The following is a 12628-nucleotide window of genomic DNA, read 5'->3' as shown; positions in this document are numbered from 1 at the left end:
GATGTCCCCCTCCGATATGGATATGGACCTGATCCTGACGCTGGATGCGTTACTCAGGGACCAGAATATCACCCATGCGGCCGCGCGGCTGGGCATCAGCCAGCCAGCAATGTCTGCCCGCCTGGCACGCCTGCGCGTGTTGTTTGGTGAGCCGCTGTTTGTCCCTTCCCCACACGGACGTGGGGTGTTACCGACGCCGCGCGCCGAAGCGTTAAGGCCGCAGGTCGCGACGGTTTTGCAGGGCATAGCGGCGATGCTTGAACCCACCACATTCAACGCGCAGAACAGCAACCGCACCTTTGTTATTGCCCTGCACGAAAACCCGGCGCTAATGCTGGGGGCTGAGTTGCAGAATCAGATTAGCAGTGCGGCACCAGGTATCCGCCTGCGTTTTGCGCTCCCGGAAACCCAGCTGCTGTCAGCGCAGATGGAAAATGGCGATGTGGATATTTATATCGGCGTTAACGCGGGGGCGCACGATGCATGGGTCAGACGCAAACTGTTTGACGATGAATATGCCACAGCCCAGCGGAAAGGCCATCCGCGCGGTACGGGGCCGGTGGATCTGGAAAGCTATTGTAGTCTTTCACACCTGGTGGTTTCATCCGAGGGCGATCCGTTCGCGGGCTTTGTCGATCAGCATCTGGCGGGGCTTGGCCACCAGCGTAACGTGGTGATGTCGACGCAAAGCTATGCGATGGCGCCTGCGATTGTTGCCGGTACCGATTTGCTCTGCACCCTACCCAGACGCATGTTGCTACGCTTTACGCAAACGCTTGATATTTTTCCGCCGCCGCTGGATCTCCCGCCGATCGTCATCGGTATGTACTGGCACCCGAAAAACAGTCAGGATCCGGCTAATCGCTGGCTACGTGAACAGCTTCTTCAGGCCGCCGGACGTCAGGTATGATCGAGGATACTCATCAATTTTTTCAGCACCTCAGAGCGAATAATCCGGTGGCAAACCAGCGTCAGCTCGCTCTCCCGGAGTCGGTCAAGAATATCCACAAAGACGACGTTTTGTACGCATATCGCCTTCGCTGAAGCTGGCAGCATGGCGATGCCAAACCCTGCCGAGACGAGGCTTATCACCGTGGGGACATCGGTGGCATTTTGCACAACGTCAGGCTGTACGCCCGCGCTGTGGCAGGCATCAAAGAAATATTGCTCCAGCCCCATCCCCTCCGGGTCGCGCAGGGCGATCCACTTCTCCTCTTTCACCGACGCAAGCGTCAGCGCGGCGGAGCCCGCCAGACTGTGTTGACGAGGTAAGGCCAGCACGGCTTTTTCCGTTGTGAAAGGACGACTTTGAAGATCGTCAGGCAGCAGCGGTAACGGGGCACGAATAATGGCCACATCCAGCTGGTTGCTTTGCACGCCGGTATAAAGGGTTTGCACGTTTCCCGTCATCATGGAAAGGCTGATGGCTGGCCATTTCTCATGTAAAAGCCGCAGCGCGTCGGGCAGCTTACTGTCGAATATCGCACTTGAAACGCATCCGAGATTCAGCACACCCTGTTCCCCTCTGGCCGTCTGTCTGGCATCCAGAATCGCCTGATCGGTCATAAAAATCGCCACTCTGGCTTTACTGAGAAACGCCTCACCGGCTGGCGTCAGCGTCAGGCGACGATTCGCCCGGCTAAAGAGCACTACCCCCAGACGATCTTCAAGCGTTTTGATTTGCTGGCTTAGTGCCGGTTGCGCCATGTTAAGGCGCTCCGCCGCACGATGCATGTGAAGCTCTTCCGCCACCACGATAAAATTGCGCATCAGTTGAAACTGCATACTGTGCCTTCATTATTGATAATAAAATTCATATTAAAATAGCATGAATGATGCAATTGATAGCCTTCTTCGTCCGGTTAAGAATGGATGCAATCATCCGAGGGGGAAAATATGGAAAACCACATCAACGATCTCAGAAGTGCTATCGAACTGCTCAAACGCCATGAAGGTCAATACCTTGAAACCAACCATCCGGTCGATCCTGACGCGGAGCTGGCGGGAGTGTACCGGCATATTGGTGCTGGCGGCACGGTAAAACGTCCGACGCGCATCGGCCCGGCCATGATGTTTAACGCTATTAAGGGGTATCCCGACTCCCGTATTCTGGTCGGTATGCACGCCAGCCGCGAGCGGGCGGCGCTCCTGTTGGGCTGCGAGCCCTCTGAACTGGCAAAACATGTCGGCCAGGCGGTGAAAAACCCGATTGCTCCCGTTGTGGTCCCGGCGGCCCAGGCGCCGTGTCAGGAGCAGGTGTTTTATGCCGACGATCCGGACTTCGATCTGCGTAAATTGCTTCCGGCACCGACCAACACGCCGATAGATGCCGGTCCGTTCTTCTGTCTGGGGCTGGTGCTGGCAAGCGATCCGGAAGACGCCTCGCTGACCGATGTCACTATTCACCGTCTTTGCGTTCAGGAGCGCGATGAGCTCTCCATGTTCCTTGCCGCGGGCCGCCATATTGAAGTGTTCCGTAAGAAAGCCGAAGAGGCGGGCAAACCCTTGCCGGTCACGATCAATATGGGTCTCTATCCCGCTATCTATATTGGCGCCTGTTTCGAAGCCCCTACCACGCCCTTCGGCTACAACGAGCTGGGTGTCGCCGGCGCGTTACGTCAGGCCCCCGTCGAGCTGGTGCAGGGTGTGGCCGTACAGGAAAAAGCGATTGCGCGTGCGGAAATAATCATCGAAGGCGAACTGCTGCCGGGCGTGCGCGTAGAAGAAGATCAGCATACCCACACCGGGCACGCGATGCCGGAATTTCCCGGCTACTGCGGGGAGGCTAACCCCTCCTTACCGGTAATCAAAGTGAAGGCCGTCACGATGCGTCATCAGGCGATCCTGCAAACCCTGGTAGGACCGGGCGAAGAGCACACCACGCTGGCCGGTTTGCCAACGGAGGCCAGCATCCGGAATGCGGTGGAAGAAGCCATCCCCGGTTTCCTGCAAAACGTCTATGCGCATACCGCTGGCGGGGGCAAATTCCTTGGGGTATTGCAGGTGAAAAAACGCCAGCCTTCTGACGAAGGACGTCAGGGTCAGGCGGCCCTCATCGCGTTAGCCACCTATTCCGAGCTTAAGAACATTATTCTCGTCGACGAAGACGTGGATATTTTCGACAGCGACGACATTTTGTGGGCGATGACGACCCGTATGCAGGGCGATGTCAGTATCACCCATCTGCCGGGGATCCGCGGTCACCAGCTCGATCCGTCTCAGGCGCCGGACTACAGTCCCTCAATTCGTGGCAACGGGATCACCTGCAAAACGATTTTCGACTGTACGGTGCCCTGGGCGCTGAAGTCCCGCTTTGAGCGTGCACCCTTTATGGAGGTAGACCCGACGCCGTGGGCACCTGAACTGTTTAAAAAATAGTATTAACCGGAAATCCTCTTCACCCTTTACGGGTGAAGAACCTCACGCTGAAATTGCCGCGTCCCCTGCTTTCTTGTAACCTTTGAGCGTTTATCACATCCCCATAAAAAATGAGACTACCGGACGCCTATGACAGCACATATTTCCAACGATCCTTTGCATGGCGTAACGCTTGAAATGCAGGTTAACGCGCTGGTTGCGCGATATGGCTGGAATGAACTGGGCAACCGAATCAAAATCAACTGTTTTCGCAAGGACCCGAGTGTTAAATCGAGTCTGAAGTTCCTGCGCCGGACCCCATGGGCGCGGGCGGAAGTTGAAGCCCTCTACCTCGACTCCCTTCACGATGACGGTAACGAGGAACAGGACGAACCGGCGTTTAATCCCTGGACGGATGGCCGGACACCCAGGAGCTAACACGCAAATGATGCGACACGTAAAACGGACTGGCGCGCTGCTTGGCTGCGCGCTTTTACTGGTAAGTTGCACTTCCAAACCACCCAAATCACTCGTTACCCCGCTGCCGCAGGCGAAACCTGTACAGCAGACTAACGAACCCATGCGCGGGATCTGGCTGGCGACCGTCTCCCGTCTTGACTGGCCCCCCGTGTCATCAGTGAATGGCCGCAGCGCGGACCAGCGTATCGCCCAGCAACAGAAGGCGCTGACGGACAAGCTCGATAAGCTGAAAAAGCTTGGGATCAACACCGTCTTCTTTCAGGTAAAACCGGACAGTACGGCGCTGTGGGCCTCTGAAATACTGCCGTGGTCAGATACCCTGACCGGGACTATCGGGGAAGACCCCGGTTACGATCCGCTCCAGTTTATGCTGGATGAAGCGCACAAGCGCGGGATGAAGGTTCACGCCTGGTTCAACCCTTACCGCGTCTCCACCAACACGAAGCCGTCGACCATCGCGGCGCTTAACCGTACCTCGTCGCTTCATCCCTCCAGCGTCTACGTCCAGCATCCAGAGTGGATCCGCACCTCGGGGGATCGTTTTGTTCTCGACCCGGGCATTCCCGAGGTGCGGGACTGGATAACCCAGGTGGTGATGGAAGTGGTGAATCGCTACCCTGTCGACGGCGTTCAGTTCGATGACTATTTTTACACCGAGACGCCGGGCTCAACCCTGAACGATGCCTGGACCTTCAGGCGCTACGGCGAGGGATTTGCGTCGAAAGCTGACTGGCGTCGGCACAATACGCAGCAGCTGATTGTGCAGGTATCAAGGGCGATCAAGCAGGCAAAGCCTGAGGTTGAATTTGGCGTCAGCCCGGCGGGTGTATGGCGCAACCGCTCCTTCGACCCGGCAGGATCGGACACGCGCGGTGCCGCAGCCTACGATGAATCCTACGCTGACACGCGTAAGTGGGTACAGCAGGGTTTACTGGATTACATTGCGCCGCAGATCTACTGGCCCTTCGCCCGCGACGCGGCACGATACGATGTGCTGACAAAATGGTGGGCTGACGTGGTGAAACCGACCCATACCCGCCTGTATATCGGGATCGCGTTCTACAAAGTGGGCGCACCTTCCAGAAACGAACCGGACTGGACGGTGAACGGCGGCGTACCGGAGCTGAAAAAACAGCTCGACCTCAACGATTCACTGCCAGACGTAAAAGGCACCATCCTGTTCCGTGAAGACTATCTTAACCAGCCGCAGACGCAGGAAGCCGTAAATTACCTCCGGGGGCGCTGGGGTAGTTGACTGACAAAAGGCAGAAACGTCCTGTTTCTGCCTTTTTTTTACGGCTTCGGCCCGAACATCGCCTCAAGCTGTTTTGCGTCTGGCATGCCCACGACCTGCTGCAGTTCGTTTTGCTCATTCAGGTAATAAATAGCCGGTGTGGCATTTGCGCCGAGACTGTCCATAAGCGTCTGGTGATTTTGCAGGATCTCAACGGTTTCCCGTGAAGCCGCCCCTTCAGGTTTAGGCAGCTTTTTCCCGCCGGACAGCTCGTACTCTTTCCAGGCCGACACCGGATCTTTGGCATTCAGGATCGCGGAGGCGTTACGCCCGCTGTTCGGGTTAAGAAACGCAACCAGCAGCGTGTTGAGCTGGACCTTGCCGGCCTTCACCCACGGCTGCGCTTCAGCCCAGAACTGCTTGCAGTACGGGCAGAACGGGTCGGCAAAAACAAAGACTTTGCGCGGGGCGCTCTCCGCGCCCTCTTTCAGCGGATGCGCCGCATTGAGCTTTTTCCACATCTCGCGGCCCATCGGGGCGTAGATCTCTTTCTGGAAAAAGGCCTCGCTGAGGTTGGTTCCCTTCTCATCATACAGATAGCCAGACACCACGTGCTTTCCGTCAGGGGTCAGAAAGAGCGTCACGCCCATGTCCTGATACTGCCCCAGCCACGCTGGCGCGCCGCCGGGGGCATCAATTTTCTTAATGATTTTGATATCCTGCTGCTCACTGAAGTGCTTCACCACATCCGGAAGCGACTCCTCTGCCCTGACCAGCCCTGAAAACAGCAGAGCAGAGAGTAACAGCATCTTTTTCTTTGCTAACAGTTGAAGCATAACGACCCCTCTAAGATATTGTTTTTCAGAGTGGTCGAACTTTATTGCCCTGTCAACGCTTCATAAATATCCTTGAGGCGACTACGCAAAAATCGCACGGCTTTGTGTTTGCGGGATAATAACGCCTGCACGCTGTCGCCCGTTTCCTCCGCCAGCGCCTTCATGGTGTATCCCTCAAATTCCGTTTTTTCAAACACCTCGCGCTGTGGTGGCGGCAGTTCCGACAGGGCTTGCCCCAACTCTTCCCACAGCAGCATGTTGAGATACTCCTCCTCCGGCGTTTGCGGTACGCCGAATAACGTTTCTGCAATCTCCTGCTCCGGAAAGTCCTCGTCATCTGCCGTCAGGTACCCCGGCAGTGAAACCTCATGCTTTTTTCGCGCCCGGTCGATCATCTCATTTCGCGCGGCGCGAAACAGCCAGGCGGCTACGTTCTCGACCGGTTGTTCCACTTTCATCAACTGCCAGGTCACTTCCTGAAGAATATCATCGACATCATCACGAACCGCAGTCCGTCCGCGAATGAAGGCTTTTAGCCGTGCGCGGCAGGCATTGAGTGCCGAGATCAGTAATGATTCCCCCGCCTCACCGGCTTTCATATCGCTCACTCGGCTTCCGGCGCTTTCGCAGCGTTATCATCTCGCTTCTCATCCCGGCCATCGTGCCACCGGCAATGACCGTGACGACCAAATCCTGCCCGACGCTGCTGAATGAAGGCCTCCCGTTGTTCGGGGGTCATATTCATCCATTGTGCGTGCATACGACGGTGTGCACCGAACCTGCCTGGACGAAAACCCAGCCCACCGAAAAGAATGCGGCTCAGCAGCAGTATCCCCAGCGCCTGCCAGAAGCCAATGGCTTTAACCCCCAGGATGGCAGGGAGCAACGCGTTCCAGAGGGACATGACCAGCAGGCCAAGCACCACGAACAGGACTGCGCCTATCACGATGCCCTTGTACATACGATGGCGGCCCAAACCACGTCCGTGACCTTTTCCGTGCATATCAAAATTTCTCATGCGTACCTCGTTTATGTTGAATGATTATGGTCTCTGATGAGGTAGACGGATGAGGAACAGAAATATTGCCGGGGAAAGATAAAATTTATGTGATAGCGGCTTTGTACGGATAACAGTAATGGCTGAAGGAGATTGTGCAGCGGCTGAATGCAGACATTAAAAAGGCTCCAACAGGAGCCTTCCTCATTTAATCACGCAATTGCCGGCAGACGAAAACTCGAAATACTCTGCGACAGCTGCTGCGCCTGCTCCTCCAGCGAGGCCGCGGCTGCGGCGGATTGCTGCACCAGCGCCGCGTTCTGCTGGGTCACACCGTCCATCTCCGTTACGGCCTGCCCAACCTGACCAATTCCACGGCTCTGCTCTTCTGAGGCAACCGAAATCTGTTCCATCAGCGTATGCACTTTATTCACAGAGCTGATAATAGAATCAATCACCTCTCCCGAACGATTCACCAGTTCCGCACCGTTTTTCACGCTGGAAACAGACTGGGCGATAAGGCTTTCGATATCCTTCGCCGCCACCGCGCTTTTCTGGGCCAGGGTGCGCACTTCACTTGCCACCACGGCAAATCCTCGCCCCTGAGTACCGGCACGCGCCGCTTCAACGGCCGCGTTCAGCGCCAGAATATTAGTCTGGAAAGCAATACTGTTGATGACGCTGGTGATGTCCTCAATACGCTTCGAGTTGGACGCGATAGTATTCATCGTTTCGATGACTTCACGGGTTACCGCTTCACCGGTATGGGCATTTTTCACGGCATCCTGCACCAGCTTACCGGCCTGGAAAACGTTATCGGTATTATTCGCCACCGTCGCGCTCAGCTCTTCCATGCTGGCGGCCGTCTGGGTCAGGGCAGAAGCCTGTTGCTCGGTACGGGAGGCCAGGTCGATATTGCCGGAGGCAATTTCCTGCGCCGCATGCGTTACGGTGTGGCTGGCATCGCGCACCTGAGAAATGGTGGAGAGCAGCGCCTGGCGCATCTGCTCCATCGAGGACATCAGGTGATCGATTTCATTCCCGGAATCACGCTTGATCGGTACCGGTACGTCCAGCTTCCCGGCCGCAATCTGTCGACAGTGCTCGCGCGCCAGGTTCACTGGCGCAAAGACCACGCGTTTCATCAGCAGGCTGACGACGAGGATCACCACCACGAACAGCACCGCAATGCAGGCGATAATAACCAGACCCGACACAAAATTATGGCTCGCATCCTCGTTCAGCGTTTTGGCGTACTTCTGGTGAACGGAGAGAACCTGATCGAGCACAATTTCATATTGGCGATCGAGTTGAGACACCACGGGAATAAGAGCGTTGAACCGCGACACATCGTGAGCGGCGGCAGCGGCAATCAGCGGTGCCAGTCCCTGGTTACGGTAATTTTGCCACGCTTGCTGGTAGGCAGTGACCAGCGGGGCTTCGTCCTGCAAACGCGGCGAGGCCATAAACGCCGAAAATGCACTATCGGCTTTGGTCAGCGCCTCTTTAACCGAGACCAGTTTCGCAGACGAGTCGGTGGCGTCCCCCGCTTCCACCATTTTTACATACTCCATAACCCTGACGCGCAGGGTTCGGCTATGGTTAATGGGATCAATAATGGACAGGACCACCTGAATTTCTTTGTTCACATTATCCAGTGAAGTATTACTTTTAATGATGAGCCCAACGCTGGTGATGGTGCTGGCCACAAAGAAGAAAAGCAGGGAAAACAGGATAATCAGGGATGATTTTTTCAACGACATAACACACCTCAGGGATATAATTTCCCTTTGGTTATCGGCTGAATCCGATCTTTAATTAATTAAAGTTATTGATATATCCGTCAGACGTTACCCTGTCACTCCACGGCCTTGTATCGCCGTTGCAGTGTGGCATCCAGTTTACGCTGGATTGGCTCCGGCGTTTCCCCTTCAATCAGTTTGCCAATCAGATCAAAGCAGTGCCAGGCGAGCTGACGGTTATCCTGACGAACGGTATCGACAGGAATGGTCAGAGAATCATAGAGATAGTGATCGTCAAAGCTGGCCAGACGCATATCGCTTTGCAGCAGATTATGTTGCCCCATATAGCGCAACACCCCTTCCAGCAGACCGCAGGCGGCGGTAAAAAGGGCTTTTGGCGGGCGGCCCAGGCGCGCGCAAAGTTCGGCAAACATTTCGTAGCCGGAGCTCGGATGGTAATTACCATGAATAATCCACTCCGGACGTAGCTCGACGCCAGCGTCACGCAGCCCCTGCTTAAACCCTTCCAGACGGTCACGCGTCGGGGAAAGCCGCGGCTGGCCGCCGAGGAAGTAGAACTCATCCGGATGCTGGCGCGCAATGTCGGCCACCAGCGTGGCGGTCGGGGTAATTGAATCGGTGAGGACCAGCGGCAGAGAACTGTCGTTCATATGACGGTCAAAGAGCACAACGGGCAACTGCTCGCTCAGCTTTTGATAATCCGCGTCGTTGAGCATGCTGGAGGCGACAATCAGCCCGTCCACCTGGCGGGCCACCATGTTATTGACCACCACCGTCTCCTGGCCCGGATTTTCATCGCTACAGGAGATCAGCAGCTGAACACCCGCCTCACGGCAGAGGGTCTCCAGCTCATGAGAAAAAACGGCAAACCCGTAGTTGGTGATTTCCGGCACCACCAGACCAATGGTGTGGCTGCGGTTGTCCCGCAACGAACGGGCGTGAATACTGGGCTGATAATGATGTTCTTTGGCAATCGCCAGCACACGCTCGCGTGTCTCCTCCGCCACCCGAAGCTCTTTGCTGCGGCCGTTCAGAACCAGACTGGCGGTGGCTTTTGATACCCCCGCCAGCTCCGCGATATCTTTAATGGTGACGCGTTTTGTTTTTCTCACAACGACTTAGATCCGGCTGCCAAAACCCCTATTCTATCATGCAGCTGCGCAGCGACCAGTAGCGTAATGTGATGTCGGACGCACCTTCGAAGCGAACCTGGGCCGGATGGTCAGGAAAATAGCGGCTGCTCATGACGCCTTCACCGTGATTGATGAAAATTTCGACGCTGGAACGGTCACACAGCACGCATAAATGATGAACAGAGCCCTGCCAGTAGCGGGTCAACGTCTCTCCGGTTTCCAGGCTGGCGCGTTCCAGACGGATCCCCGCATCATCCACAATCAGCCGCAACGCGCCGGCAAAATCCACGTTTACGCACGATGCGCTCAGTTCGAACTCAAGACGCGTTCCCTCCAGCACCGGGGCATCGCTGGCGCGTCCCTGCCAGTGATGTTCATCCTCGCGCAGCGTTTCCAGCTCTCGGACCGGCGTTTGCCAGAGCTTACCGTCGCGGTAGCGCAGCTCGCGCGGACAGGTCATCTGGTGGATCCAGCCGTGCACCCGTGTAGGCTGGAGCATCTCTTCGCCGTCCGGCACGCCCATCCAGCCGATGAGGATGCGGCGGCCGTCTTCTGCCACCGTGGTTTGCGGCGCGTAAAATTCGAAACCGGCATCAAGCTCATGCAATTCGTCGTGCGCAAATGCAGGCGTTTGATAATCAAATGCCCCACTCATCCAGACGGCCGGATAGGTGTTGAGATAGCGATGCGGTTTGCGCGCCAGCCCCTGCGGGCAGCAGATCAAGACGTGTGTGCCATCAAGCGCAAACAGATCCGGGCACTCCCACATATAGCCCGCATCCGTGAGTCCGTTGACGCCGTGACCGGCGATTTCGCCGCAGGACGCCCAGGTGTGCAAATCGGCTGACGTAAACAGCAGCACCTTGCCGCGCTTATGCTGATCCTGCGCCCCGAGCACCATGTACCACTGCCCGTCATGGCGCCACACTTTCGGGTCGCGGACGTGCCCGGTATACCCGTCCGGCAGGGGCAACACCGGTCCCAGTTTGGCAAACGTGCCGTCGTCATTTTGCACCGCCAGACACTGCCAGGCGGTGCGGCCGCCATCGTCAAACTTAACGTTGCCGGTATAGCACAGGGTCAGCACGCCGTTGTTATCCACGGCGCTGCCGGAGTAACAGCCATTGCGGTCATACTCTTCGTCAGGCATCAGCGCCATTGGCTCGTGCTGCCAGTGCACCAGATCTGCTGAGCTCCAGTGTCCCCAGCACTTGTAGCGATGATCGCAGCCCAGCGGGTTCCACTGATAAAACAGATGGTAACGTCCGGCAAACCAGATAAAGCCGTTCGGATCGTTCATCAGCCCCGTCACCGGCGCAGGATGCCACTGCGGATAGTGGCTGTCCGCCAGCGCACGCGGCTGGCCTTGCATCACGGCCTGCAACACGGCAGGCCAGCGGGAAGGTAAGGTCATTATTCAGAGTCCGTTTTATATTTCAGCAGCAGAGAGACGGTGAACGCCACGCCAAAGGCAATCACCATGCCGATAATATAGTTGAGCAGCGAGCTGGCCTGAACGATCGCCATACCGGGAAGCGCCGTCAGGCCAACGGCGGTCATGTAGACATGCACAGACACCACCCAGGCACCGCCCGCCGCACCACCGATCAGCGCCGCGATAAACGGCTTCACGAAACGCAGGTTGATGCCAAAAATTGCCGCTTCGGTGATGCCCAGCATCGCGGAAAACGCCGACGGTAAGGTAATGGCTTTGATTTTGGCATCACGGGTTTTGAACCACACCGCCAGACACGCCCCGCCCTGCGCCACGTTCGCCATCGCCCAGATCGGCAGCAGGAAGTTCACGCCAATCGACGGGTTACCCAGCAGTCCGGCCTCAATAGCGTGGAAGCTGTGGTGAATGCCGGTAATGACAATCACCGAATAGAGCCCACCAAACAACAGCCCGGCCAGCCAGCCCGCGTGGGCAATCAGGGTGCTAAGAATAAAGGAGATCCCGTCGCCCAGCGCGCGTCCCGCCGGGCCAATGATCAACAGCGCGATAAAGCCGGAGATAATGACGGTCAGGAACGGCGTCAGGATCAGATCTAACGCATCCGGGATCGCCCGGCGAAGCTGTTTTTCCACAATGCTCATAAACCACACCGCCAGCAGTACCGGGAAGACGGTTCCCTGATAGCCAATCATGGCGATTTCAAGACCGAAGAAGTTCATGGTGTGGAAGCCGGATGCTACGCCCCAGGCGTTGGTCAGCGCCGGATGAGTCAGGATGCCGCCGAGCGTTGCGCCCAGATACGGGTTGCCGCCAAACTCCCGCGCGGCGGTGAAGCCAATCAGGATCGGCAGAATAATAAACGCCGCCGAGCTGCACATATCCAGCATGATATAGAGCGCGTTATCCGGATTAACCCAGCCGTAGGTTTTAACCATCCCGAGCAGGCCCATCAGCAGACCCGAGGCCACGATCGCCGGAATAATCGGCACGAAGATGTTGGAGAGCAGACGCGCGATGCGCTGGAACGGGTTCAGCTTGCGGGCTGCAATATCCGCCGCTTCCGATTTACTGGACTCGCTAATCCCTGCCGCCTGAATAAACGCGGTGTAAACCTTATTCACCACCCCTGTGCCGAAGATCACCTGCATCTGCCCGGCATTTCGAAAACAGCCTTTCACGCCTTCAACCTTGCCGATAGCCTGCTGGTCGGCAAGCGCATCATCGACCAGCACCAGACGAAGGCGCGTGGCGCAATGTGCCGCGCTGGCAATGTTCTCTTTGCCACCGAGCAGCGGAATCAGCTCGCGCGCAATATGATTAAAATCCATAGATACCTCTTCCTGACCTCTTTTTATGATGTTCGAAACGCCCC

12 protein-coding genes are annotated in these 12628 nt (G+C 56.7%); 4 read left to right on the top strand and 8 right to left on the bottom strand.

The window, feature by feature from the left end; all coding sequences use genetic code 11:
• Position 1 precedes the first annotated feature (1 nt).
• Complete coding sequence (locus CKK19_RS06015) at positions 2 to 910, top strand: LysR family transcriptional regulator (RefSeq protein ID WP_045622684.1); 909 nt, start codon at positions 2 to 4, stop codon at positions 908 to 910.
• Here the strand turns inward: CKK19_RS06015 and CKK19_RS06010 are convergent.
• Positions 901 to 1785 (bottom strand): LysR substrate-binding domain-containing protein, encoded by an 885-nt coding sequence (locus CKK19_RS06010; protein WP_063853487.1) that lies wholly within the window; start codon positions 1783 to 1785, stop codon positions 901 to 903. The genes CKK19_RS06015 and CKK19_RS06010 overlap by 10 nt on opposite strands.
• Positions 1786 to 1896: 111 nt before the next feature.
• Between CKK19_RS06010 and CKK19_RS06005 the strand changes: the two genes are divergently transcribed.
• From CKK19_RS06005 to CKK19_RS05995, 3 genes are all read left to right on the top strand, one after another.
• A complete protein-coding gene (locus CKK19_RS06005; protein ID WP_063853486.1) occupies positions 1897 to 3378 on the top strand; it encodes a UbiD family decarboxylase in 1482 nt (493 codons plus the stop codon).
• A 129-nt stretch (positions 3379 to 3507) separates the two neighbouring features.
• Entirely contained in the window at positions 3508 to 3795 is a 288-nt protein-coding gene (locus CKK19_RS06000) for a VF530 family DNA-binding protein (protein WP_023300148.1), read from the top strand.
• A 7-nt stretch (positions 3796 to 3802) separates the two neighbouring features.
• Complete coding sequence (locus CKK19_RS05995; RefSeq protein ID WP_022648168.1) at positions 3803 to 5092, top strand: glycoside hydrolase family 10 protein; 1290 nt, start codon at positions 3803 to 3805, stop codon at positions 5090 to 5092.
• 38 nt (positions 5093 to 5130) lie between these two features.
• Here the strand turns inward: CKK19_RS05995 and dsbG are convergent, their stop codons facing one another.
• From dsbG to CKK19_RS05960, 7 genes are all read right to left on the bottom strand, one after another.
• Positions 5131 to 5907, bottom strand: a complete 777-nt coding sequence (dsbG, locus tag CKK19_RS05990) for a thiol:disulfide interchange protein DsbG (protein WP_022648169.1) — start codon at positions 5905 to 5907, stop codon at positions 5131 to 5133.
• A 41-nt stretch (positions 5908 to 5948) separates the two neighbouring features.
• Complete coding sequence (locus tag CKK19_RS05985) at positions 5949 to 6506, bottom strand: RNA polymerase sigma factor (RefSeq protein ID WP_022648170.1); 558 nt, start codon at positions 6504 to 6506, stop codon at positions 5949 to 5951.
• A 5-nt stretch (positions 6507 to 6511) separates the two neighbouring features.
• On the bottom strand, positions 6512 to 6925 hold the full coding sequence (locus CKK19_RS05980; RefSeq protein WP_032624227.1) for a hypothetical protein: 414 nt from the start codon (positions 6923 to 6925) through the stop codon (positions 6512 to 6514).
• Positions 6926 to 7116: 191 nt separating this feature from the next.
• Positions 7117 to 8667 (bottom strand): methyl-accepting chemotaxis protein, encoded by a 1551-nt coding sequence (locus CKK19_RS05975; RefSeq protein ID WP_063853485.1) that lies wholly within the window; start codon positions 8665 to 8667, stop codon positions 7117 to 7119.
• Between the two features lie 95 nt (positions 8668 to 8762).
• On the bottom strand, positions 8763 to 9779 hold the full coding sequence (locus CKK19_RS05970) for a LacI family DNA-binding transcriptional regulator (protein WP_017693400.1): 1017 nt from the start codon (positions 9777 to 9779) through the stop codon (positions 8763 to 8765).
• Positions 9780 to 9807: 28 nt separating this feature from the next.
• On the bottom strand, positions 9808 to 11214 hold the full coding sequence (locus CKK19_RS05965; RefSeq protein ID WP_063853484.1) for a sucrose-6-phosphate hydrolase: 1407 nt from the start codon (positions 11212 to 11214) through the stop codon (positions 9808 to 9810).
• On the bottom strand, positions 11214 to 12584 hold the full coding sequence (locus CKK19_RS05960) for a sucrose-specific PTS transporter subunit IIBC (protein WP_038416083.1): 1371 nt from the start codon (positions 12582 to 12584) through the stop codon (positions 11214 to 11216). Before CKK19_RS05960 ends, CKK19_RS05965 begins: the two co-directional genes overlap by 1 nt.
• Positions 12585 to 12628: the final 44 nt, after the last annotated feature.

Origin of the sequence: Enterobacter sp. CCUG 70166, from assembly GCF_020224095.1 — a bacterium.
GTDB lineage: Bacteria > Pseudomonadota > Gammaproteobacteria > Enterobacterales > Enterobacteriaceae > Enterobacter > Enterobacter intestinihominis.
The sequence above is the reverse complement of the archived record's forward strand: the minus strand, read 5'-3'. Positions and strand labels throughout refer to the sequence as shown.